A 24,014-nucleotide genomic window follows, 5' to 3' on the forward strand; every position below is an offset into this window, starting at 1 on the left:
GCAGACTCGCCCCCCGCCACGTATATGCCGTTGCAACAGCGGTGTCGGGGTCCAAACCCGGCCCCACCGATCCTGACACGCGGGCCGCTGAGCCCGCTTTTTTGTTTCCACCGGAACCCGAATGACCGACCTGATCGCCAAGACCGCCATCGACCGCCGCCTCGCAGGCATCGTCGGCCCCGTCATCGAAGGGCTGGGCTTCGAGCTTGTGCGCATCCGGCTCATGGGCGGCAAGACCCGCATCCTCCAGATCATGGCCGACCGCCCCGAAGGCGGGATCGAGGTGGACGATTGCGCCACCATCTCCACCGCCGTCTCCGCCGTGCTGGATGTCGAAGACCCGATCGAGGAAAACTACGTCCTCGAAGTCTCCTCCCCCGGCATCGACAGGCCCCTGACGCGGCTCAAGGATTTCGACATGTGGGTGGATTACGAAGCCCGCCTGGAAACCACCGAACTCATCGACGGCCGCCGCCGCTTCAAGGGCACGCTGCAAGGCACCGAAGGCGACGAAGTGCTGATCGAGATTGAAGAGGGCGGCGAAGCCCTCACCATCGGCCTGAAATTTGACTGGCTGTCGGATGCCAAGCTGATCCTGACCGACGACCTGATCGCCGAAATGCTGCGCCAGCGCAAAGCCTCCGGCGTGATCGACGAATCGAAATTCACCGACATCGAAGAATACGAAGGCGAGGACGAGGGCGACACCGCCCCCGACGCGCCCGAGACGAAACACTGATACCGGGAGTCCCTCATGGCTATCACCTCCGCGAACCAGCTCGAACTCCTGCAAACGGCCGAGGCCGTGGCGCGGGAAAAGATGATCGACCCCGATCTGGTGATCCAGGCGATGGAGGAATCGCTCGCCCGTGCGGCCAAGTCCCGCTATGGCAGCGACCTCGACATCCGCGTGAAGATCGACCGCAAGACGGGCCGCGCCACCTTCGCCCGCATCCGCACCGTGGTCGAGGATGAGGCCGTCGAAAACCATCACGCCCAGATGACGGTCAAGCAGGCCAAGGCCTACAAGCCCGACCCCCAGATCGGGGATGAGATTATCGACGAAGTGCCGCCCGTCGATCTGGGCCGCATCGCCGCGCAATCGGCCAAGCAGGTCATCCTTCAAAAGGTCCGCGAGGCGGAACGCGACCGCCAGTACGAAGAATTCAAGGACCGCAAAGGCTCCATCATCAACGGCGTGGTGAAGCGCGAGGAATACGGCAACCTCATCGTCGATATCGGCCGGGGCGAGGCGATCCTCCGCCGCAACGAAAAGATCGGCCGCGAATCCTATCGCCCGAACGACCGCATCCGCTGCTACATCAAGGATGTGCGGCGCGAAGCGCGCGGTCCGCAGGTCTTCCTGTCGCGCACCGACCCGCAATTCATGGCCGAACTCTTCAAGATGGAAGTCCCCGAAATCTACGACGGGATCATCGAGATCAAGGCCGTCGCCCGCGACCCCGGCTCGCGCGCCAAGATTGCCGTCATCTCCTATGACAACTCCATCGACCCGGTCGGTGCCTGCGTCGGTATGCGCGGCAGCCGCGTCCAGGCCGTGGTGAACGAACTTCAGGGCGAAAAGATCGACATCATCCCGTGGAACCAGGATCAGGCAACGTTCCTCGTGAACGCGCTCCAGCCTGCCGAAGTCTCCAAGGTCGTGATCGACGAAGAGGCCGGCAAGATCGAGGTGGTGGTCCCCGACGAACAGCTCTCGCTCGCCATCGGCCGCCGCGGCCAGAACGTGCGACTGGCCTCACAACTGACGGGCCTCGACATCGACATCATGACCGAGGCCGAGGAATCGCAGCGCCGTCAGGCAGAATTCGCCGAACGGACGAAGCTCTTCATGGACACCCTCGATGTCGATGAGATGATGGCCCAACTCCTCGTCTCCGAAGGCTTCACCAATCTCGAAGAAGTCGCCTATGTCGATGTGGACGAACTCCTCTCCATCGACGGCTTCGATGAAGATACGGCGGCCGAACTTCAGGCCCGCGCCCGCGACTTCCTCGAAGAACAGAACCGCAAGGCGCTGGAAAACGCCCGCGCCATGGGTGTCGAGGACAGCCTCATTGATTTCGAAGGGCTCACCCCCCAGATGATCGAGGCGCTGGCCCATGACGGCATCAAGACGCTGGAAGACTTCGCCACCTGCGCCGACTGGGAACTTGCCGGCGGCTGGACAACCGAAAACGGCCAACGCAAGAAAGACGAAGGCGTCCTCGAAAAGTTCGAAATGTCGCTCGAAGAAGCCCAGCACCTCATCATGACCGCGCGCGTCATGCTGGGCTGGGTCGATCCGACCGAACTGGAAACCGCCGACACGGCGGAAACCGAAGAGGAGGCCGAGGCCTGATCGCAGGTCTCGGTACACGGCGCAGCCATGGCGCGGGGCGGGCGGCAGACAGATCAGGACGAACCGGAACGCAAATGCATCGTTTCCGGTGAAAGCCAGCCGAAGGCCGGCCTGATCCGTTTCGTCATCGGCCCCGACGCGATGGTGGTGCCCGATGTTCTGGCCCGCCTTCCGGGGCGCGGCATTTACGTGGCGGCAGATCGCACCGCCATTGACAAGGCGGTGGCAAAGGGTCTCTTCTCCCGCGCGGCACGCCAGCCGGTGAAGGCACCCGACTCCCTGTCGGACCTTATCGAGGCGCAGCTGCTGCGGCGGGTGATCGACTTTCTGTCGATGGCCCGCAAGGCGGGCGAGGCCGTCACCGGATACGAGAAGGTGAAGGAATGGTTGGTCAAGGGGCAGGCATCCGTCCTGCTCCAGGCCAATGACGGTTCGGAACGCGGCAAGACCAAGCTGCATCCGCCGGACGGCAAAGACAGCTTCATCGGCTGCCTTTCCTCGGGGGAATTGGGTTTGGCTTTCGGGCGCGAACGTGCCATACACGCCGCGCTTGCGGCTGGTGGACTCGAACGACGTGTTGTAGAGGAAGCGGCAAGGCTCGCGGGCCTGCGCGGGCATATCGGCGGAGTTTCCGCCGGAGAGGATACGAAGACGGCATGAGCGATACTGACGGCAAGAAACCCCTCGGCTTGGGTGGCGGCGCGCGTGGACCTGGGCAAGTGAAGCAGAGCTTCAGCCACGGCCGCACCAAGAGCGTGGCGGTGGAGGTCAAGCGCAAGCGCGTGGTGGTCCCCACGAAACCCGGCACGCCGGGCGCGACCGGTGGTGCATCCGGCACCGCAACTCATCTGGGTGATCCCTCCAAACGTCCCGCCGGCATCACCGATGCCGAAATGGAACGGCGTCTCGCCGCCCTGCGCGCTGCCAAGGCACGCGAACAGGAAGACGCGGCCCGCCGCGCCGAGGAAGAGAAGGCGCGCGAAGAAGATCGCCAGCGCCGCCGCGAAGAGATGGAGGCCAAGGAGCGCGAGGATCGCGAACGCGAAGCCGCACTCCGCGCCAAGGCCGAGGAAGAGGAACGCGCCGCCCGCGCTGCGGAAGAGGCAAAGATCGCCGCTGCCGCCGCCCGCAAGGCCGAGGTTCTGGGAACCCGTCCGAAATCCGCCCCCGCTCCCGAAGCGCCCGTCGCCGCCAAGGCGGCCCCGGCCGCCCCGGCCGAGGATGCCACCACCCGTGGCGGTGCCGCACCCCGCACCCCTCTTGCCCCGCGCAAGTCCGAACGCGAACGCGACGAACGCGCCACCGACCGCGACCGTGGCAAGGTGAAGGGCGACGAAGGTCGCCGCGCCGGCAAGCTCACCCTGTCCGATGCCATCTCGGATGAAGGCGGCCGTCAGCGCTCCCTCGCCGCGATGAAGCGCAAGCAGGAAAAGGCCCGGCAAAAGGCCATGGGCTTCGGCCAGAAGGCCGAAAAGCAGGTCCGCGACGTGCAGCTTCCCGAAACCATCGTGGTCTCGGAACTTGCCAACCGGATGGCCGAACGGGCCGCCGATGTGGTCAAGGCGCTGATGAAAATGGGCATGATGGTCACCATGAACCAGACCATCGACGCCGATACCGCCGAACTGGTGATCGAGGAATTCGGTCACAAGGCGGTCCGCGTGTCCGACAGCGACGTGGAACAGGCCATCGAAACGGTCGCCGACCGTGCCGAAGACCTGCAACCGCGCCCGCCCATCGTCACCATCATGGGCCATGTGGACCACGGCAAGACCTCGCTCCTCGACGCGATCCGCAAGGCCAATGTCGTCGCAGGCGAAGCCGGCGGGATCACCCAGCACATCGGCGCCTATCAGGTGAAAACCCCGAACGGCGCGCTGGTCTCCTTCCTCGACACGCCCGGCCACGCCGCCTTCACCTCCATGCGCGCCCGCGGCGCGCAGGTGACGGATATCGTGGTTCTGGTGGTTGCGGCCGATGACGCCGTGATGCCCCAGACGATCGAGGCGATCAACCACGCCAAGGCCGCCAAGGTGCCGATGATCGTGGCGATCAACAAATGCGACAAGCCGGACGCGAACCCGCAAAAGGTCCGCACCGACCTGCTGCAACACGAGGTTGTGGTCGAACAGATGTCCGGCGAAGTGCAGGATGTCGAAGTGTCGGCCAAGACCGGCAAGGGTCTGGACAACCTGCTCGAGGCGATCGCCCTTCAGGCCGAACTCCTCGAACTCCGCGCCAACCCGAACCGCGCCGCCTCCGGCGCGGTTATCGAAGCCAAGCTCGATGTCGGTCGCGGCCCTGTCGCCACCGTCCTCGTGCAGAACGGCACGCTCAAGAAGGGCGACATCTTCGTCGTCGGCGAAAAATGGGGCAAGGTCCGCGCCCTCATCAACGACAAGGGCGAAACCGTCGCCGAGGCCGGTCCTTCCGTCCCCGTCGAAGTGCTGGGTCTGAACGGCACGCCCGAGGCGGGCGATGTCCTGAACGTCGTCGAAACCGAAGCGCAGGCCCGCGAAATCGCCGACTACCGCGAAAAGGCGGCCAAGGACAAACGCGCCGCCGCCGGTGCCGCCACGACGCTGGAACAGCTCATGGCCAAGGCCAAGGCTGATCTCGACGTGTCCGAACTGCCCGTTCTGGTCAAGGCCGACGTGCAGGGTTCCGCCGAGGCGATCATCCAGGCCCTCGAAAAGGTCGGCAACGAAGAGGTCCGCGTCCGCGTCCTGCATTCCGGCGTCGGTGCCATCACCGATTCCGATGTCGGCCTGGCCGAGGCGTCAAAGGCCCCGATCATCGGCTTCAACGTCCGCGCCAATGCCACGGCCCGCAACTCGGCCCAGCAGAAGGGCGTAGAGATCCGCTACTACTCGATCATCTACGACCTGATCGACGACATCAAGAAAGCCGCATCCGGCCTGCTCAAGGCCGAAGTGCGCGAAAACTTCATCGGCTACGCCCGTATCCAGGAAGTCTTCCGCATCACCGGGGTCGGCAATGTCGCGGGTTGCCTCGTCACCGAAGGCGTCGCCCGCCGCTCGGCCGGGGTGCGCCTTCTGCGCGACAACGTGGTCATCCACGAAGGCACGCTCAAGACGCTCAAGCGCTTCAAGGACGAGGTCAAGGAAGTCCAGTCCGGTCAGGAATGCGGCATGGCCTTCGAACGCTATGACGATGTCCGCGCTGGCGACGTGATCGAGATTTTCGAACGCGAGGAAGTGCAGCGCTCGCTGGCCTGATCGCGAATGACGGAAAATACAAAGGGCCGGGCAGCGATGCCCGGCCCTTTCTGCTCAGTGCGCCGCCACCTTGTCAGGCAGCGCGCACCTGCGCGACGGGAAAGCCGACAAAGGTCTTTTCATCGACCTTCACCACGATCTTCCCATCGGCCATCTGTCCGACCACGACTCCCTGAACGGAAACGCAGCTTCCCAGCGTTATTGTCCTCAACATGCTCATGCCCCTCCCCCGAGCATTTCAACAATATAAAGGTTAACGCAGAATTGTTGCAAAACCAGAGAAAATTCCACAACCAGAGGTTATCTTTGTGGATAACTCTGTTGGAAAAAGGTCACAACCAATCCCTAAGGATAGGAATCAGCGGAACATCCGCAGGGGGCATGGGATAATCCCTAAGGTCCTTGGCCCTCACCCAGGCCAGTTTCTGCCCCTCGCGCCCCTGAACGATTCCCTCCCATTTCCGGCAGGCGAACAGCGGCATCAGCAGATGGAACCCCTCATAGCTGTGGCTGGCAAAGGTCAGCGGGGCCAGGCAACTCGCCCAGGTGTCGATGCCCAGCTCTTCCTTCAACTCGCGGATCAGCGCGGCCTCTGGCGTTTCGCCCGGCTCCACCTTGCCGCCCGGAAACTCCCACAGCCCGGCCAGCGACTTGCCCTCGGGCCGCTGCGCCAGCAGCACACGCCCCTCGACGTCGATCAGGGCGACTGCCGAAACCAGGACGATCTTCACGACCGGTAATCCGCGTTGATCTCCACATAGCGATTGGTCAGATCGCAGGTCCAGACAGATCGCTTGCCCTTGCCCAGCCCCAGATCGACCCCGATCACCAGTTCCTCGCCCAGCATGTACTCCGCGCCATCCTCTTCCCGATAGGCCGGATTGCGCCAGCCCTTCTCGGCCACAAGGATATCGCCAAAGCGGATGGTCAGCCGGTCCCGATCCGCCTCCGCCCCCGATTTGCCCACCGCCGCCACGATCCGCCCCCAGTTCGGGTCCTGCCCGGCAATCGCCGTCTTCACCAGCGGCGAATTGGCCACCGAAAAGGCCACCCGCGCGGCATCCGCATCATCCTTCGCACCCGTCACGCGAATCTCGACGAATTTCGTCGCCCCCTCGCCATCACGGATCACCTGATGCGCAAGGTTCATCATCACGCCCCGCAGCGCCGCCTCAAAGGCCTTCGCCACCGGACCCTTCACCTCGGCCGCCGCCGACTGCCCTGTCGCCGCCACCAGCAGCGTGTCGGATGTCGATGTATCACTGTCCACCGTGATGGAATTGAATGTCGCATCCACATTGCGCGACAGCATCCGCTGCAACGCCGCCGCCGAAATCTTCGCATCAGTGAAGATGTAAACCAGCATCGTCGCCATATCCGGCGCGATCATCCCCGATCCCTTGGCAATCCCGGCGATGCGGATTTCGCCCCCCTCGCCCTGCACCACCGCAGCCGCGCCCTTGGGGAAGGTGTCGGTTGTCATCATCGCATGGGCCGCCATCTCGATGGCATCCTCGCGCAACCCCGCCACCAGATCGCCGATGCGCGAGGTGATCTTCTCATAGGGCAACGGCTCCCCGATCACCCCGGTTGAAGACGAAAAGACCCGGCTCGCCGGAATACCCAACGCCTCGGCCACCCCGCCCGTGACCGCCGCCACAGCCTCATCCCCCACCTTCCCGGTGAAGGCATTGGAATTGCCCGAATTCACGATGATCGCCGCGCCCGCACCGCCCGGCACCTTCATCGCCAGCTTCGCCTGACAATCCCGCACACAGCCCGACCGGGTGGAAGACCGCGTGAACACCCCCGCCACCGCCGTATCCGGCGCCAGCCGGACCAGCATCACATCCTTGCGGTTCTGATAGCGCACCCCCGCCTCGACGGCGGCGAACTCCACCCCCGCAATCACCGGCAGTTTGGGAAACCCGTCCTTGGGCGCCAGCGGCGACACCGCTTTCGCCTTCTTCGCCGGGACGGCGGCCACCGCCGCCCCGACCTCGTCTCCCATGATCCGGGCCTTCAGCTTCCTGACCTTCTTCTTCAGCGTCTTCGCTTCGGATTTCCAATCGGTCTTCGCCATCGGCCCAGTCTCCTCGTTACTTGTCCAGCAGAGTTGCATCCCGGATCAGTGCCGGGTCAAGCCCCTCGCCCGGCCGCGCGATCTCGGCCGCGGCGGTCAGTTCGGCCAGCTTGGCTTCCACTGTCTTCTGCTCGATCTCGGCCGCCAATTCGTCGCGCACCTCGTCGATCGTTGGCTTCACCGCGTCGCGCACTTCGTTCACCTTGATCAGATGCCAGCCGAAATCCGTCTGCACCGGCCCCGCCACCGTGCCGGGCGCCGCTGCAACCACCGCCTCTTCGAAAGGCGCCACCATCATGCCCAGCCCGAACCAGCCCAGATCGCCGCCATTCACCGCCGACCCCGTGTCGGTGGAATTGGCCTTCGCCAGTTCGGCGAAATCCGCCCCGCCGTCGATCTGCGCCTTCAACTCCTTCGCCTTCTCCTCGCTGTCCACAAGGATGTGCTGCGCCGAATACTCCTTCGCCGCGGGGGCATTGGCGTATTTCTCGTCATAGGCCGCCTGCAACGCTTCATCCGTCACCGCCGCCTGCACCACCGATTGCAGCGCCTTGCCCGCCAGATAGCTGCGCCGGTCGGTCTGCATCCACAGCTCGTCGCGCTTCGTCACCGTCTCGGCCACCGATTGCTCCAGCGCCGTCTGCTGGATCGCCTGGTCGATCAGCCCCTTGAACAGCATGTCATCCGGCAGTGCCTGATACTGCGCCGGCAGCTTCTCGCGCAGGATGATCAACTCGCCCAGCGTGATATCCGTCCCGTTCACCGTGGCCACCACGGTATCGGCCGTGGCGGCTTCGTCCTGCGCCAGCACCGGGAACGCCAGCCCGCATGTCATCGCCAGCCCGGCCAGCACGCCACCCAGGGCTCTGCCATGTTTCGCCATATCACCTTCTCCTGATCGGGCCGCTTCCCTAAGCGACGTTGACTATACCCGGCCTCTCCCTTATTTCGCGGGGGTCGCGTGCGACGGGGCCGCCGGGCCACTTGGCTCTTCTATGGAAGGCGTTGGGGGCGGGCAAGGCCACAGCCTCACACGATGATGTCAGGTAGGCGGAGAAAACATGCTGGGTCTCGGAACACTTGCGAAGAAGGTCTTCGGAACCCCGAACGACCGCAAGGTAAAGTCGGTTCGCCCGCTGGTCGCAAAGATCAACGCGCTGGAGCCTGAATTCGCCGCCCTCAGCGACGACGGCATCAAGGCCAAGACCGCCGAACTGCAAAAGCGGGTGCAGGAAGGCGGCGAAAGCCTCGACGCGATCCTTCCCGAAGCCTTCGCCAATTGCCGCGAAGGGGCCAAGCGCGCCCTGGGCCTGCGCGCCTTCGACGTGCAGCTCAAGGGCGGCATCTTCCTGCATCAGGGCAACATCTCCGAAATGAAGACGGGCGAGGGGAAAACCCTCATGGCCACCTTCCCCGCCTATCTCAACGCCCTGACCGGCAAAGGCGTGCATGTCGTCACCGTCAACGACTACCTCGCCAAGCGCGATGCCGAATGGATGGGCAAGGTCTATGCCCAGCTCGGCCTGACCTGCGGTGTCGTCTATCCCTACCAGCCCGACGCCGAAAAGCGCGCCGCCTATCGCTGCGACATCACCTATGCGACGAACAACGAACTGGGCTTCGACTACCTCCGCGACAACATGAAGATGTCGATCGAAGACATGGCCCAGCGCGGCCATTACTTCGCCATCGTGGACGAGGTCGACAGTATCCTGATCGACGAGGCCCGCACCCCCCTCATCATCTCCGGCCCCTCGCAGGATCGCAGCGACCTCTATCAGAAGGTGGATCGCCTGATCCCGCTGCTGCGGGAAGAGGATTACAAGATCGACGAAAAGACCCGCTCGGTCACCTATACCGAAGACGGCAACGAACATATCGAACAGCTTCTGCAAGAGGCCGGCCTCCTGCCCGAAGGCCAGTCGCTCTACGATCCCGAAAGCACCTCGCTCGTCCATCACGTGACGCAGGCGCTCAAGGCGCACAAGCTCTTCCACAAGGATCAGCAATACATCGTCCGCGACGGCGAGGTGATGCTGATCGACGAATTCACCGGCCGCATGATGCGCGGCCGCCGCCTCTCCGAAGGCCTGCATCAGGCCATCGAGGCGAAGGAACGCGTCACCATCCAGCCGGAAAACGTCACCCTCGCCAGCGTGACCTTCCAGAACTACTTCCGCCTCTATGAAAAACTCTCCGGCATGACCGGCACCGCCCAGACCGAGGCCGAGGAATTCATGGAAATCTACGGTCTCGGCGTGGTCGAGGTGCCGACCAACCGCCCCGTCGCCCGTGTTGACGAACATGACCAGGTCTATCGGACCGCCAAGGAAAAATACCTCGGCATCGTCGCGGCGATCAAGGCGGCGCATGAGAAGGGCCAGCCGATCCTGGTCGGCACAACCTCCATCGAGAAATCCGAAATCCTGTCGTCGATGCTGAAACAGGATGGCATCGTCCACAACGTCCTGAACGCCCGCCATCACGAACAGGAAGCCAAGATCGTGGCCGATGCGGGCCGCTTCGGCGCCGTCACCATCGCCACCAACATGGCCGGTCGCGGCACCGACATCCAGCTTGGCGGCAATGTCGAAATGAAGGTGATGGAGGCCATCGCCGCCGATCCCCACCTTCACCCCGACGAAGTCCGCGCCCGGATCGAGTCGGAACATGCCGATGAAAAGGCCAAGGTCATCGCCGCAGGCGGCCTTTATGTCCTTGGCACCGAACGCCACGAATCCCGCCGCATCGACAATCAGCTACGCGGCCGTTCGGGGCGTCAGGGCGACCCGGGCCGCTCCTCCTTCTTCCTCTCGCTCGAAGATGACCTGATGCGAATCTTCGGCTCCGACCGGCTGGATTCCGTCCTCTCCAAGCTTGGCATGAAGGAAGGCGAGGCGATTGTTCACCCCTGGGTCAACAAATCCCTCGAACGCGCGCAGGCAAAGGTCGAAGGCCGCAACTTCGACATCCGCAAACAGCTTCTGAAATTCGACGACGTGATGAACGACCAGCGCAAGGCCATCTTCGGCCAGCGTCTGGAAATCATGCAGACTCAGGAAGTCGGCGATATCGCCAATGACATGCGCCTTTCGGTCATCGACGATCTCGTCGATTTCTACATGCCGCCCAAGACCTATGCCGACCAGTGGGATGCCCCCGGTTTGGCTGCGGCGGTCAAGGACAAGCTCAACCTCGATCTGCCCATCGAAGCCTGGGCCGCCGAGGAAGGTGTCGATCAGGACGCCATGCGCGAACGCCTGACCGAAAAATCCGATGCGATGGTGGCCGAAAAACTCGCGGCCTTCGGTCCCGACACGATGCGCAACATCGAAAAGCAGGTCCTGCTTCAGGCGATCGACGCCAAATGGCGCGAACACCTGCTCAAGCTGGAACATCTGCGCTCCGTCGTCGGCTTCCGCGGCTATGCCCAGCGCGACCCGCTGTCGGAATTCAAGACCGAGGCCTTCACCCTCTTCGAATCCATGCTCAACTCGCTCCGTCAGGACGTGACGCAGAAGATCGCGCTCATCCGCCCGATGACGAAGGAAGAGCAGGACGCCATGATGCAGCAGATCCTTGCCCAGCAGCGTGCCGCACAGGCCGCCGCAGAACCGGCAAAGACTGCCGCCGCCGCCGCCATCCCCGTGGCGGCCGAGGCCGGCGCCGCCGGAGCCGCCGTTGCGGCACGCCCGGGCTTCGTCGAATCGGATCGCAGCACCTGGGGCAACCCATCGCGCAACGATCCCTGCCCCTGCGGCTCGGGCCTGCGCTACAAGCATTGCCACGGCGCAAACGACTGATCCCTTCGGTCGTTTCCGCCTTTGCCACAATCCTGCCTTCGGCTGGCCGATTTTCCGTGGCAAGACAAAGGCTGTATCGGTGCGGCAGGAGTGTGACATGGATCGCAGGCGCAATCTGGCGATGATCGTGGCCACCGTGGCGGTGGCCCTGGCGGCAGGGCAATATCTTCAATCCGGCACGGCGGAATCGGCGGCCTCCATGACGCCGGTGCCCAAGGCCGATCCGCCGCCGCCCCTGCGCCTTGCCGCCGCCACCCCCCTGGCTGCCCATGAACCGCAGCCCATTCTCGCCGCGGCCAAGGCCGATGCGGCCCCGCCCGCGCCCCCGGCCCGTCCGGCAGAGCCGGCGCCCCTCGCCGCCGCGCCCGATTGCCCCGTCAAGCTGGACCTCTTCTCCAGCCCCGACGCCACCCTTTCGCTCAGCCTGACCGCCCCCTGCCGCCCCGATCAGGGTTTCGTCCTGCGCCACGGCGGGATCGCGGTCACCTATCAGACCACTGCCACCGGCTCCTTCTTCCTCGATCTCCCCGCGCTCGATCCTGCGGGCGACATCTCCCTCCGCTTCGCCGATGGCACCGAAGTCGCCGCCGCCGCACCCGTGCCCGACATGGCCGATCACCATCGCCTCGCGGTGCAATGGCTTGATGGTGACAGCTTCACGGTCTCGGGCGATGGCCCCGTCACCACGCTTGGCACCCGCGCCACCGTGCTGCCGATGTATGCCCAGGTCATCACCCTGCCCTCCGCCGATGCCCCCCTGTCGATCGAGGCACCCGTCACCCCCGAAACCTGCGGGCGCGAGATGATGGCCATGGCCGTCTATTCCGATGCCGGTCGGCTGACCGTGGCCGACCTCTCCATCGCCCTGCCCGACTGCGACGCCGAGGGTGGTTTTGTGGTCTTGAATAATCCGGTCCCCGACATGAAACTCGCCGCCCAGGAATAGGGTCAGGCGGGGGTTCATGCGTCTTGTGTCGTGTCGCGCGGCGATCTTCGCCGCGCTTCTGTTTCCGGTGGCCGCCCTGGCGCAGGATGTCACCCTGACCGCCCGCGACGGCGGCCTGTCCCTCATCGGCACCCTGCAAGGCTGGGATGGCGAATTCTATCGCATCGACACCGCCTATGGTCCACTCACCGTCGATGGGCAGGGCGTCATCTGCGAAGGCCCCGGTTGCCCCGACCTGACCGCCCCCCGTATCCCCGTCCGCATCGTCGGCGAAGGCGATCCTGGCCGCAGCCTGATCCCGCCCCTTGTCGCGGCCTTCGCCGCCGCCCGCGGACTTGACCACGCGGTCACCGACGGTATCGCCCGCCTGACCGATCCCACCACCGGCCAGACCCTGGCCGAGTTCTCCTTCACCCCCCTGTCGCAGGATCAGGCCCGCGCCGAACTCGTGTCGGGCCGCGCCGAACTCATCCTTTCCACCGGAACCGAAGCCGATCTCGGCTTCCGCCCCCTCGCGCTCGATGCGCTTGTCCCCATCGCCGCCGCCGACAATCCGGTCGCGCAAATCTCCTCTTCCGATCTCGCCCGCGCCCTTGCAGGCGAGGTCGATAGCTGGGCCGATATCGGCGGCCCCGACATGCCCCTCGTCCTGCATGGTCTCGGCCCCGAAAGCGGCCTCCGCCGCGCTCTGGCCGAAAGGCTGGGCCGCGACATCGCCGCCACGGAAATCCACCCCGATCTTGCCTCCCTCGCCGCCGCCGTGGCCCGCGACCCCTGGGCGCTCGGCGTCACCGGCCGCGCCATGGCCGGCCGCGCCCGCATCCTCACGATGACCGACAGTTGCGGCTTCCCGCTCCTTCCCACCAGCCTCGCCGTCAAGGCCGAGGATTACCCTCTCGCCCTGCCGCTCCACCTTCTCACCCCCCGCCGACGCCTGCCCCTCATGGCGCGGGAATTCCTCGAGTTCCTCACCCTGCCGCAGGCGCAACAGGTGATTGCCGCCGCGGGCTATGTGGACCGCAACCCCGAACGCCAGCCGATGACGGCTGACGGGCTCCGCCTCATCAATGCGATCCAGGGCGCGGGCGAGGAAACCACCCTCGATGATCTGAAGCGCCTCGTCGATGTGATGGATGGCGCCGATCGCCTCTCACTGACCTTCCGCTTCGAAGACGGGTCCAGCACGCTGGATGCCCATTCCCAGGGCAACCTCGCCGATCTCGCCCGCCTCCTGCAATCCGGCGGCTTCCGGGGGGAATCCCTGATCCTGGCCGGGTTTTCCGATGGCTCCGGCGCCGCCTCGGCCAACCTCGCCTTGGCCGAAGACCGCGCCGCCGCCGTCCTCTCCGCCCTCGCCGCCGCCGCGCCCGATCTGCCCCCGGACCGCCTGCCGCAGGTCATGGCCTTCGGCGAGGCGCTGCCCATGGCCTGCGATGAAACCGCCGCCGGCCGCCGCCTGAATCGCCGCGTGGAACTCTGGCTGCGCCCCGACTTCCTCAGATCAGACGTTCCGACCGAAGACTGACCTCGCGGCTTTTCCCGATGATCAGATGATCATGCAGCGTGATGCCCAGCACCGTGCAGGCCTCCGCGATCTTGCGCGTCATGTCGATATCCGCGACCGAAGGCGTCGGGTCCCCCGACGGATGGTTGTGCACAAGGATCAGCGCCGATGACCCCAGTTCCAGCGCCCGCCGCACCACCTCGCGCGGATAGACCGGTACATGATCCACCGTCCCCTGCGCCTGCTCCTCATCCGCGATCAGCACATTCTTCCGGTCCAGGAACAGGATGCGGAAATGCTCGCGCTCCGCATGGGCCATCACCGTGTGGCAGTAATCCAGAAGCGCCGTCCATGACGACAGCACCGGCCGCTGTATCACCCGCGACCGCGCCATCTTCTGCGCCACCGCCTCCATCAGCTTCAGCTCCATCACCACCGCAGGCCCCACCCCATGCACCTGCGCCAGCCGTGCGGGCGTGGCGGCCACCACCCGTGCAAGATCGCCGAAAGCGTCAATCAACCGCCGTGCCAGAGGCTTCACATCCTGCCGCGGGATGGCCCGGAACAGGATCATCTCAAGCAACTCATACTCCTGCACCCCCTGCCCGCCGCCCTCCATGAACCGGGTGCGCAGTCTCTGGCGATGATCGGCGATATAGCTGGGCAAGCGCCCACCCACGGAAAGGGGGGCCGCCTGCACCGCCTCATCCTCGTCCCCCTGGGGGAAGAGGGGCAGCGTCGCCTCTTGGAAATGGGATGCCTGTTTCATCCGCGCATCATCGCGCGAAGGCGTAAACAGCCGCTTAACGCCGGCCCGAAAAGGGCAGGGGCCCGCCCAACCGGGCAGGCCCCGCCCCCATCAGCTCTTCATCCCGTCCCAAAAGCCCTTCACCTTGGAAAAGAAGCTTTTGCCTTCCGGGTTGTTCTCTTCGCTCAGCTTCTCGAACTCGATCAGCAATTCGCGTTGCCGTGCCGTCAGGTTGACCGGGGTTTCCACCGCCAGTTCCAGCACCATGTCGCCGCTGCCGCCCCCGCGCAGCGCGGGCATCCCCTTGGCGCGCAGCCGCAACTGCTTGCCCGTCTGCGCCCCCACCGGCACCTTCACCCGGCTGCGGCCGCCGTCGATGGTGGGAACCTCCACCTCGCCCCCCAGCGCCGCCGTGGTGATGCTGATCGGCACGCGGCAGAACAGATGCACCCCATCGCGCTGGAAGATCGGATGTTCCCGCACCTCGATGAAGATATAGAGATCGCCCGAAGGCCCGCCACGCAGCCCCGCCTCGCCCTCTCCGGCCAGCCGGATGCGCGTCCCCGTCTCCACCCCGGCGGGGATGTTGACGGACAGCGCCCGTTCCTTTTCCACCCGGCCCGCGCCACCGCAGGCCCGGCAGGGGTTCTTCACGATCTGACCCATGCCGTTGCAGGTGGGGCAGGTGCGTTCCACAGTAAAGAACCCCTGCTGCGCCCGCACCTTGCCCATGCCCGAACAGGTGGGGCAGGTGACAGGCTCTGCGCCCCCCTCGGCCCCGGTGCCCCGGCACACCTCGCAAGAAACCGAGGTCGGCACGTTGATCGTCTTCTGAACGCCCTGATAGGCCTCTTCCAGCGACACCCGCAGGTTATAGCGCAGATCCGATCCGCGCTGCGCACGGCTCCGCCCGCCGCCGCCCCGGCCGCCCATGAAATCGCCGAACAGGTCTTCGAACACGTCCGAAAAGGCGCTGGCGAAATCGGCATTGCCATTGCCAAATCCCTGCGCCCCGCGCCCGCCGCCGCCCATCCCGCCCTCAAAGGCGGCATGGCCATAACGGTCATAGGCCGCCTTCTTGTCGGCGTCCTTCAGCACGTCATAGGCCTCGTTCACTTCCTTGAACTGGGCCTCGGCATTCGGGTTGTCGGAATTCCGGTCGGGATGCAGCTCTTTCGCCTTCTGGCGATAGGCCTTCTTCAGCTCGTCCGCCGAAGCGCCGCGCGTCACACCGAGGATGTCGTAATAATCACGTTTTGCCATTCGGGACAAAATCCCCTCTCAGAACCGGGTGGGGGCGGTCCGTTCCCGAACCGCCCCCTCTTCCGATTCACGCGGTGTCACTTCCGCTTGTTTTCGCCAAGATCCTCGAAGTCGGCATCGACGATGTCGTCATCCACCGGTCGCGGCCCATCCTCGTCCTTGCCGTCGGCTTCCGCCTGGCTGGCCTTGTAGATCGCCTCGCCCAGCTTCATCGCCGCTTCGGTCAGGTTCTGGATCGCGCCCTTGATCTTGCCCGCATCCTCGCCCTTCAGCGCTTCTTCAAGCGGCGACATGGCAAATTCGATGGCTTCCACCGTGGACGGATCGACCTTGTCCCCATGCTCCGCAAGCGACTTCTTCGTCGAATGCAGCAGGCTTTCGCCCTGGTTCTTGGTCTCCACCAGCTCCTTGCGCGCCTTGTCCGCCTCGGCATTGGCCTCGGCATCCTTGATCATCTTCTCGATGTCGTCATCCGACAGGCCGCCCGAGGCCTGGATGGTGATGGCCTGCGACTTGCCGGTCCCCTTGTCCTTCGCCGAAACCGAAACGATGCCGTTCGCGTCGATGTCGAAGGTCACTTCGATCTGCGGCATCCCGCGCGGCGCCGGGGGGATGTTCTCCAGGTTGAACTGGCCCAGCATCTTGTTGTCCGCTGCCATCTCGCGCTCGCCCTGGAACACCCGGATCGTCACGGCGTTCTGGTTGTCCTCGGCGGTCGAGAAGATCTGGCTCTTCTTCGTCGGGATCGTGGTGTTGCGGTCGATCAGGCGGGTGAAGACACCCCCCAGCGTCTCGATGCCAAGGCTCAGCGGCGTCACGTCCAGCAGGACAACATCCTTCACGTCGCCCTGCAACACGCCCGCCTGAATCGCGGCCCCGGCGGCCACGACTTCATCGGGGTTCACGCCCTTGTGGGGTTCCTTGCCAAAGAACTTGGTGACCTCTTCGATCACCCGCGGCATCCGCGTCATCCCGCCGACCAGAACCACCTCGTCGATATCCGACGTGGACAGACCGGCATCCTTCAACGCCGCCGCACAGGGCTTCATCGACTTCTTGATCAGGTCATCGACCAGCGATTCCAGCTTCGCCCGCGTCAGCTTCACCACAAGGTGCAGCGGCTGCCCGGTGTTCTTGTCCATCGAGATGAACGGCTGGTTGATCTCGGTTTGCTGGCTGGAGGAGAGCTCGATCTTCGCCTTTTCCGCCGCTTCCTTCAGGCGCTGCAACGCCATCTTGTCCAGCGTCAGGTCAACGCCATGCTCTTTCTTGAACTCGTCGGCCAGGTAGCTGACGATCCGCATGTCGAAGTCTTCACCGCCGAGGAACGTGTCCCCGTTGGTGGATTTCACTTCGAACAGGCCATCGTCGATCTCCAGGATCGTGATGTCGAAGGTGCCGCCGCCAAGGTCATAGACCGCGATCGTCCGGCTTTCCTTCTTGTCCAGACCATAGGCCAGCGCGGCCGCCGTCGGTTCGTTGATGATCCGCAGCACTTCCAGACCGGCGATCTTGCCCGCGTCCTTGGTCGCCTGACGCTGCGCGTCGTTGAAATAGGCAGGCACCGTGATCACGGCCTGCGTCACCGTCTCGCCCAGATAGGACTCGGCGGTTTCCTTCATCTTCTGCAAGATGAAGGCCGAAATCTGCGACGGCGAATACTTCTCGCCCCGCACCTCGACCCAGGCGTCGCCATTGCCGCCGTTGATCACCTTGTAGGGAATGTTCTTCTGATCCTTCGTCACCGCCGGATCGTCATGCCGGCGGCCGATCAGGCGCTTCACGGCAAAGATGGTGTTGGCGGCGTTCGTCACGGCCTGGCGCTTGGCCGGCTGTCCCACCAGTCGCTCGCTTTCGGTGAAGGCGACGATCGAGGGCGTGGTGCGCGCCCCTTCCGAGTTTTCGATGATCCGGGGCTGCGATCCATCCATGATGGCAACGCAAGAGTTCGTGGTCCCGAGGTCAATCCCGATGACTTTGGCCATGATGTGCTACCTCTTCAGTCGGCGATGTTAGGGGGCTGGACCCTGGCAAGGCATCCGGCCCCGATCCCAATGGCAACCGGTGCGGGCGGCCAGCCCGTCACACGGCGTCCGGCTGTATATAAGGGGGGGTGAGGGGGGCTGCAAGCGCCGCAAAGAATGGAATTTAGGCACCTGCCTTGGAAAGGACCGATGACCGAAGCACAGGAAATCCGGGGCTGTCTCCACTGGCCCGCGCTGCTGGACGAGGCCGCACAACAGGCCCTCGTGGCCGATCTGCGCGCCGTCGTCGCCGCTGCGCCGCTGATCTCGCCCGTCACGCCGGGCGGGCGGCCCATGTCCGTGCGGATGACGGCGGCGGGCCGCCTCGGCTGGGTCAGCGATGCCTCGGGCTATCGCTATGCCGCCCGCCACCCCTCCGGCCGCCCCTGGCCGCCGATCCCCGCCGCCGTCCTCACGCTCTGGCACCGGCTCACCGGGCTGGATCGTCCGCCCGATTGCTGCCTCGTCAACTTCTACGGCGAAGGCGCCAGGATGGGCCTGCACCAGGACCGCGACGAAGGCGATTTCTCCTTCCCCGTCCTGTCGATCAGCCTCGGCGACGATGCGCTCTTCCGCATCGGCGGCCCCCATCGCCGCGACCCGACATCCAGCCTCTGGCTCAAATCCGGCGATGCGCTGCTGCTGGGCGGCCCCGCCCGCCTCGCCTTCCACGGGATCGACCGCACCCGCTTCGGCTCCTCCCGCCTGCTGCCGCAGGGCGGGCGCATCAACCTCACCCTGCGTGTCGTGGCCTGAAACCCGCGTTCCCGCCGCTCACTTGCCCGCCGCTCACTTGCCCGCCGGTTACTTGCCCATCGTCCAGCTCAGGCTCACCCGCTTGCCGGTGTAATACTCCCCGATAAGCCCGATGGTCATGCAGACCAGCATCACATAGACCGGATATTCCAGGCTCGAATAGCGCGGCGCATAGTTCAGGAAGATATAGCCCCGCCCCTGGTCGATCACATGGAACAGCGGGTTCCAGTCAAAGAAGGCCAGCACCGCGGTCGGCATCGCATTCGCCACGAACATCTTGCCCGAAGCGATCATGTTCAGCCGCGAATAGATCGAGGCGACCGTGCCAAAGAACCGCGGCTGCCAGGGCGTGGCGGCGCGGAACATCATCCCGATGCCCAGACCCGTGCCCCAGGCCAGAAGCAGCATCGCCATCATCCCGACCGGCTGGTCGATGGTCAGTGGTGCCATGATCGCGTGATACAGATACAGCACGATCGCGGCCGAGAAGATCTGCAGATACAGCGCCCCCAGCGCCGCCGCCGCCACCGCGATCAGCGTATTCATCGGCGCATGTTTCATGATGGCCGAGGTCGGCCCGTCCGCCGTCATCACCGCCCGCATCGTCTTCACATGCGTCATGAACATGAAGATGCCGGACATCAGGAACAGCACGTAATCGCCCCGGATGGACACGCCCCGCATCCCGGCAAAGGTCATCATCAGGTAGAAGAAGGCGATCATGATCACCATCTGCACCAGGTTCAGCACCAACCCGATCACCGCGCTCGTATGGGTCTTGCGCACATTGTGGACCGCGCCGTGGAACACCAGTTCCACCATGCCCAGCGCCGTTCGCGCCCGCGTCCGCTTGACATCCGCGTAAAACCGCACCTGCCGCCACCCCGTGCTGCGGGGCATCGCGCCCCGGTACCGCTCATTCTTGCCGTTTTTTCTTTCCCGCATGATAAGGCGGCGGTGTGTTTCGTTCAACTGCGGCGGCATTCCCGCCCGATGCGAGGTTTCCGATGGACTACGCCACCCTCATCCCCGTCATCCGCCGTCTGGCGCTTCAGGCGGGCGACCGTATCCTCGCCGTCTACAACAGCCCGGATTTCGAGGTGAAGGCCAAGTCCGACGCCTCCCCCGTGACCGAGGCGGACGAAGCCGCCGATGCCCTCATTTCCGCAGGCCTGCGCGCCGCCTTCCCCGACCTGCCCCTCATCACCGAGGAACAGGCCGACAGCCACGCCCTCTCCGCCCGGACCTTCCTGATCGTCGATCCGCTGGATGGCACCAAGGAATTCGTGCAGCGGCGCGGCGATTTCACCGTCAACATCGCCTATGTCGAAGACGGCATCCCCCGGCGCGGGGTCGTCTATGCCCCGGCGCAGGATCGGCTCTTCTACACCCTGCCCGATGGCACGGCGGTCGAAGAAACCGGCCCCTTCGAAAAAGACAGCATGGGCGAAACCCGCCCGATCCGCGTCGCCACCCCCGACAATGCCGCCCTCATGGTCGTGGCCTCCAAATCCCACCGCGATCAGGCGACCGATGACTACATCGGGAAATATGCCGTCCGCGATTCCCGCAGCGCAGGGTCCAGCCTGAAATTCTGCCTCGTCGCCACCGGCGAGGCCGATCTCTATCCCCGCCTCGGCCGCACCATGGAATGGGATACGGCGGCAGGCGATGCCGTCCTGCGCGGGGCCGGGGGCCATGTCGTCCGCTTCGACACTCATGAACCCCTCACCTATGGCAAGCCGGGCTGGGACAACCCCTTCTTCATCGCCTTCGCCCCGGGCGTGGAGCTGCGCAAGTGAACCCTTCCGCCCCCGTCCTCCTTGCCGCTCTCCTCGCACTGGCAAGCCCCGCTCGCGCCGATTTCATCGAAACGACCTGGACAGTCTCCGACTTCACCGGCGAGTCCTGGTTCATCGACCCCGCCGCCCTGACCGGCGCCACGCAGTCTTTCGAAGGCGGCTTTGCCGAAGGGGCCTTCTACGCCTGCGATTTCGCGGGCCAGTCGATGGCCTACACGACCTACGCGACCGCGGATTTCCTCGCCAATCCGGAATTCGCGGCCTTCGCCACGCTCGACGATCCGCGCCTCTCCGCCGCCGGAACGGTCTTCGTCCATCGCATCACCTGCGAAGGCAAGGGCGACCCCGCCGCCCGCCGCATCCTCTACCCCTTCGTCACCACCGATGGCCGCGACGTGGCCTTCCTGCCGTTCGAAGGCGGCATCTTCACGCTGGAGCCCGCGCCGTGACCGTCCTCATCGCCATCCCCGCCCGCTATGCCTCCACCCGCTATCCCGGCAAGCCGCTGGTGGAACTGAACGGCCCCGACGGGCGCAAGACCCTCATCCGCCGGTCATGGGAGGCGGCGATGTCCGTCCGGGGGGCTGACCGCGTGGTCGTCGCCACCGACGATGCCCGCATCGCCGATCACGCCACGGCCTTCGGGGCCGAGGTGGTGATGACCTCCTCCGATTGTCAGAATGGGACTGAACGCTGCGCCGAGGTGGCGTCGAAACTGCCGGGCCATGACATCGTGGTGAACCTTCAGGGCGATGCCCCCCTCACCCCGGCCTGGTTCATCGAGCATCTGGTCGCCGGCCTCCGCGCCGCGCCCGAGGCCGAGGTTGCCACCCCCGTCCTGCGCTGCGAAGGCGCGATGCTGGCCAAGCTGCTGGAAGACCGCCGCCATGGCCGCGTCGGCGGCACCACCGCCGTCTTCGGTGCGGCTGGGCGCGCGCTCTACTTCTCCAAGGAAGTGATCCCCTATACCGGCCAAAGCTACGCCGCCGACGAACCCACCCCCGTCTTCCACCATGTCGGCGTCTATGCCTACCGCCCCGCAGCGCTGGCCGCCTATCACGGCTGGCAGACCGGACCGCTGGAACGTCTCGAAGGGCTGGAACAGCTCCGCTTCCTCGAAAACGGCCGCTCCGTCCTCTGCGTCGAGGTGGCCGCCCGTGGCCGCCAGTTCTGGGAACTCAACAACCCGTCGGATGTCCCGGTGATTGAAAAGATGCTCGCCGCCATGGCGTGATGCCGAAATCGCAGGCAGTCCTGCCGGACCTCGGCAGAAGGTCGCCAAATCGTGACAATTCCGCCATTCTCTTGCCGTACCAATCCTTGCCATGGGGGAATTGCCGCGTTACCGCATCACGCATTCGTTTCTTCGTTACGGGAACGCTGCTATTCTGTGCCAGTGCCGCCAAAATTGGCAGAATGATGTTTCCGACATGTGGCAAAGGCGACCCCGCGAAGGTCAGGGGTCAGAATTGGGTGAATGATATGAAGGTCCGCAAGGTCACAAAAGCTGTCTTTCCGGTTGCCGGTCTGGGGACGCGCTTCCTCCCCGCGACGAAGTCGATCCCGAAAGAGATCATGACGCTGGTCGACCGCCCCCTCATTCAATACGCGATCGACGAGGCGCGCGCCGCCGGGATCAAGGAGTTCATCTTCGTCACCTCGCGCGGCAAGTCCGCGCTTGAAGACTACTTCGACAACGCCCCCGAACTGGAAAGCGCGCTCCGCAAGTCCGGCAAGGACGACCTGTTGGAAATCCTCAAGGAAACCAACATGGATTCGGGCGCCATCGCCTATATCCGCCAGAACCGCCCGCTCGGGCTCGGCCATGCCGTCTGGTGCGCCCGCCGCCTGATCGGCGACGAACCCTTCGCCGTCCTCCTGCCCGATGACGTCATCGCCGCCGAAAAGCCCTGCCTCCAGCAGATGGTCGAGGCCTATGAACAGACCGGCGGCAACATGGTCGCCGCGATGGAAGTCGCGCCGGAAAAGACCAAATCCTACGGCGTGCTGGACATCGCCGATGACATGGGCGCCATCGTCAAGGCCAAGGGGATGGTGGAAAAACCCGCCCTCGGCACCGCGCCCTCGAACCTTGCCGTGATCGGCCGCTACATCCTGTCGCCGCAGATCCTGACCAACCTCAACCGCATGAAGCAGGGCGCCGGCGGCGAGATTCAGCTCACCGACGCGATTGCCGAGGAAACCGCAGCGGGCAAGGTCTTCGGCTACCGCTTCCGGGGCCAGCGCTACGATTGCGGCTCCAAGGCAGGCTTCCTTCAGGCGACCGTGGCCTTCGGCCTCTCGCGCCCCGACCTGCGCGAGGAATTCGCCGCCTATCTCTCCGACATGGTCGCCCTCCAGCAGGCCGCGCAATAGCCGGCGGGCCGGGGGCAGGGTGGCCACCTCACCCGAAGACCTCTGGCAAGCCTACCGCCTGCGCTGGAAACGGCGCAGGCTCCTCGCCCGTGCCTTCCGCAGCCGCCATGACCTGACCCCCCGTCAGGACAGGACCGCCGCCATCCGCAAGGGCGACATCCTCGCCTTCTCCACCATCCGGAACGAGGCGATCCGCCTCCCGTGGTTCCTCGATCATCACCGCCGCCTCGGCGTCACCCATTTCCTCATCGTGGACAACGGCAGCGACGACGGCTCCACCGATCTCCTCGCCGATCAGCCCGACGTATCGCTCTGGACGACCTCTGCCTCCTACAAGGCCTCCCGCTTCGGGATGGACTGGCTCACCTGGTTGCAGATGCGCCACGGGCACGGCCATTGGTGCCTCACCGTCGATGCCGATGAACTCCTGATCTACCCCTATTGCGACAGCCGCGATCTCCGCGCCCTCACCCAATGGCTGGAGGCCGGGAACCGCCCGATGTTCGGCGCCATGATGCTGGATCTCTACCCCAAGGGACCGGTCGGCGATTTTCCCTATCGCGCCGGCGAAGACCCGCTCGCCAACCTCCACTGGTTCGACCCCGCCGGTTACGGCATCCGCGTGCAGCAACCGATGGGCAATCTCTGGATCCAGGGCGGCCCCCGCGCCCGCGCCTTCTTCGCCGCCGATCCCCGCCGCGCCCCCACATTGAACAAGGTGCCACTGGTCAGATGGCACTGGCGCTACGCCTGGGTGAACTCCACCCATTCCCTCCTGCCGCCCCGCCTCAACCGCATCTATGACCGCGACGAGGGCGAGGCGCCCTCGGGCCTCCTCCTGCACACCAAGTTCCTCCATACCGTCGTCGAACGCGCCCGCATCGAACAGGGCCGGGCCGAGCATTTCTCGAACTCCGCCCTCTATGATCGCTATTACGAGGCGCTTACCGAAAATCCCGATCTCTGGACCCCGCATTCCCGCCGCCTCACCACCTGGCGCGCGCTCGAATCTCTCGGCCTGATGTCGCGGGGCGGCTGGATCTGACGGGACAGAAGCCCCGCAAATGCGACACATCCTCTTGTAGCGATGTCCAGCAATTGTTTACTT

Annotated in this window: 21 protein-coding genes; 13 read left to right on the forward strand and 8 right to left on the reverse strand. The window is 65.0% G+C overall.

Features of this window, described 5'->3' with window-relative positions; genetic code table 11:
• Window positions 1–121 precede the first annotated feature (121 nt).
• From rimP to infB, 4 genes are read left to right on the forward strand one after another with little or no spacing between them, the layout of a single operon-like run.
• On the forward strand, window positions 122–739 hold the full coding sequence (rimP, locus tag C0V75_RS05005; protein ID WP_101919753.1) for a ribosome maturation factor RimP: 618 nt from the start codon (window positions 122–124) through the stop codon (window positions 737–739).
• A gap of 15 nt (window positions 740–754) precedes the next feature.
• Window positions 755–2,362, forward strand: a complete 1,608-nt coding sequence (nusA, locus tag C0V75_RS05010; protein WP_101919754.1) for a transcription termination factor NusA — start codon at window positions 755–757, stop codon at window positions 2,360–2,362.
• Window positions 2,363–2,389: 27 nt separating this feature from the next.
• Entirely contained in the window at window positions 2,390–3,022 is a 633-nt protein-coding gene (locus C0V75_RS05015) for an RNA-binding protein (protein ID WP_101919755.1), read from the forward strand.
• Window positions 3,019–5,601 carry a translation initiation factor IF-2 gene (gene infB / locus C0V75_RS05020; protein WP_101919756.1) on the forward strand — a complete coding sequence of 861 codons (2,583 nt, stop codon included), beginning with the start codon at window positions 3,019–3,021 and terminating at the stop codon, window positions 5,599–5,601. Before C0V75_RS05015 ends, infB begins: the two co-directional genes overlap by 4 nt.
• Before the next feature lie 73 nt (window positions 5,602–5,674).
• On the opposite strand, the gene C0V75_RS22925 is transcribed toward infB, so the two are convergent.
• From C0V75_RS22925 to C0V75_RS05035, 4 genes are all read right to left on the reverse strand, one after another.
• Window positions 5,675–5,821, reverse strand: a complete 147-nt coding sequence (locus C0V75_RS22925; protein ID WP_158241774.1) for a hypothetical protein — start codon at window positions 5,819–5,821, stop codon at window positions 5,675–5,677.
• A 112-nt stretch (window positions 5,822–5,933) separates the two neighbouring features.
• Window positions 5,934–6,332 (reverse strand): 8-oxo-dGTP diphosphatase MutT, encoded by a 399-nt coding sequence (mutT, locus tag C0V75_RS05025; protein WP_101919757.1) that lies wholly within the window; start codon window positions 6,330–6,332, stop codon window positions 5,934–5,936.
• Complete coding sequence (argJ, locus tag C0V75_RS05030) at window positions 6,329–7,684, reverse strand: bifunctional glutamate N-acetyltransferase/amino-acid acetyltransferase ArgJ (RefSeq protein WP_101919758.1); 1,356 nt, start codon at window positions 7,682–7,684, stop codon at window positions 6,329–6,331. The genes mutT and argJ overlap by 4 nt, the downstream gene beginning before the upstream one ends.
• A gap of 16 nt (window positions 7,685–7,700) precedes the next feature.
• Window positions 7,701–8,567, reverse strand: coding sequence for a peptidylprolyl isomerase (locus C0V75_RS05035; protein WP_371410660.1), 867 nt, complete (start codon window positions 8,565–8,567; stop codon window positions 7,701–7,703).
• Window positions 8,568–8,745: 178 nt separating this feature from the next.
• Here C0V75_RS05035 and secA point away from each other — a divergent pair, with 178 nt between their 5' ends.
• The 3 genes from secA to C0V75_RS05050 all read left to right on the forward strand — a co-directional run bounded on the left by secA (window position 8,746) and on the right by C0V75_RS05050 (window position 13,958).
• Window positions 8,746–11,487, forward strand: a complete 2,742-nt coding sequence (gene secA, locus C0V75_RS05040; protein ID WP_101919759.1) for a preprotein translocase subunit SecA — start codon at window positions 8,746–8,748, stop codon at window positions 11,485–11,487.
• A gap of 97 nt (window positions 11,488–11,584) precedes the next feature.
• On the forward strand, window positions 11,585–12,433 hold the full coding sequence (locus C0V75_RS05045; RefSeq protein WP_101919760.1) for a hypothetical protein: 849 nt from the start codon (window positions 11,585–11,587) through the stop codon (window positions 12,431–12,433).
• A 16-nt stretch (window positions 12,434–12,449) separates the two neighbouring features.
• Window positions 12,450–13,958, forward strand: coding sequence for a phosphate ABC transporter substrate-binding/OmpA family protein (locus C0V75_RS05050; protein ID WP_101919761.1), 1,509 nt, complete (start codon window positions 12,450–12,452; stop codon window positions 13,956–13,958).
• Here C0V75_RS05050 and radC read toward each other — a convergent pair.
• The 3 genes from radC to dnaK form a co-directional block, all read right to left on the reverse strand.
• Window positions 13,930–14,706: a DNA repair protein RadC gene (gene radC / locus C0V75_RS05055; protein ID WP_101919762.1), complete on the reverse strand. Its 777-nt coding sequence runs from the start codon at window positions 14,704–14,706 to the stop codon at window positions 13,930–13,932. The genes C0V75_RS05050 and radC overlap by 29 nt on opposite strands.
• 90 nt (window positions 14,707–14,796) lie before the next feature.
• Window positions 14,797–15,948 (reverse strand): molecular chaperone DnaJ, encoded by a 1,152-nt coding sequence (dnaJ, locus tag C0V75_RS05060; RefSeq protein ID WP_101919763.1) that lies wholly within the window; start codon window positions 15,946–15,948, stop codon window positions 14,797–14,799.
• A gap of 77 nt (window positions 15,949–16,025) precedes the next feature.
• Window positions 16,026–17,933 (reverse strand): molecular chaperone DnaK, encoded by a 1,908-nt coding sequence (gene dnaK / locus C0V75_RS05065; RefSeq protein WP_101919764.1) that lies wholly within the window; start codon window positions 17,931–17,933, stop codon window positions 16,026–16,028.
• 189 nt (window positions 17,934–18,122) lie between these two features.
• On the opposite strand from dnaK, the gene C0V75_RS05070 reads away from it, so the two are divergent.
• Window positions 18,123–18,728: an alpha-ketoglutarate-dependent dioxygenase AlkB gene (locus C0V75_RS05070; RefSeq protein ID WP_101919765.1), complete on the forward strand. Its 606-nt coding sequence runs from the start codon at window positions 18,123–18,125 to the stop codon at window positions 18,726–18,728.
• 48 nt (window positions 18,729–18,776) lie between these two features.
• Here the strand turns inward: C0V75_RS05070 and C0V75_RS05075 are convergent, their stop codons facing one another.
• Window positions 18,777–19,628 (reverse strand): ABC transporter permease, encoded by an 852-nt coding sequence (locus C0V75_RS05075; RefSeq protein ID WP_254216374.1) that lies wholly within the window; start codon window positions 19,626–19,628, stop codon window positions 18,777–18,779.
• 107 nt (window positions 19,629–19,735) lie between these two features.
• On the opposite strand from C0V75_RS05075, the gene cysQ reads away from it, so the two are divergent.
• From cysQ to C0V75_RS05100, 5 genes are all read left to right on the forward strand, one after another.
• Window positions 19,736–20,530 carry a 3'(2'),5'-bisphosphate nucleotidase CysQ gene (gene cysQ / locus C0V75_RS05080; RefSeq protein WP_101919766.1) on the forward strand — a complete coding sequence of 265 codons (795 nt, stop codon included), beginning with the start codon at window positions 19,736–19,738 and terminating at the stop codon, window positions 20,528–20,530.
• Window positions 20,527–20,979, forward strand: a complete 453-nt coding sequence (locus C0V75_RS05085) for a hypothetical protein (protein WP_101919767.1) — start codon at window positions 20,527–20,529, stop codon at window positions 20,977–20,979. The genes cysQ and C0V75_RS05085 overlap by 4 nt, the downstream gene beginning before the upstream one ends.
• A complete protein-coding gene (locus C0V75_RS05090) occupies window positions 20,976–21,764 on the forward strand; it encodes a manno-octulosonate cytidylyltransferase (RefSeq protein WP_101919768.1) in 789 nt (262 codons plus the stop codon). The genes C0V75_RS05085 and C0V75_RS05090 overlap by 4 nt, the downstream gene beginning before the upstream one ends.
• A 248-nt stretch (window positions 21,765–22,012) precedes the next feature.
• Window positions 22,013–22,906 carry a UTP--glucose-1-phosphate uridylyltransferase GalU gene (galU, locus tag C0V75_RS05095; RefSeq protein ID WP_101919769.1) on the forward strand — a complete coding sequence of 298 codons (894 nt, stop codon included), beginning with the start codon at window positions 22,013–22,015 and terminating at the stop codon, window positions 22,904–22,906.
• 19 nt (window positions 22,907–22,925) lie between these two features.
• On the forward strand, window positions 22,926–23,951 hold the full coding sequence (locus C0V75_RS05100) for a glycosyltransferase family 2 protein (RefSeq protein ID WP_101919770.1): 1,026 nt from the start codon (window positions 22,926–22,928) through the stop codon (window positions 23,949–23,951).
• The last annotated feature ends 63 nt before the right edge of the window (window positions 23,952–24,014 follow it).

Origin of the sequence: Tabrizicola sp. TH137 (assembly GCF_002855575.1) — a bacterium.
Taxonomy (GTDB): Bacteria; Pseudomonadota; Alphaproteobacteria; order Rhodobacterales; family Rhodobacteraceae; genus Paragemmobacter.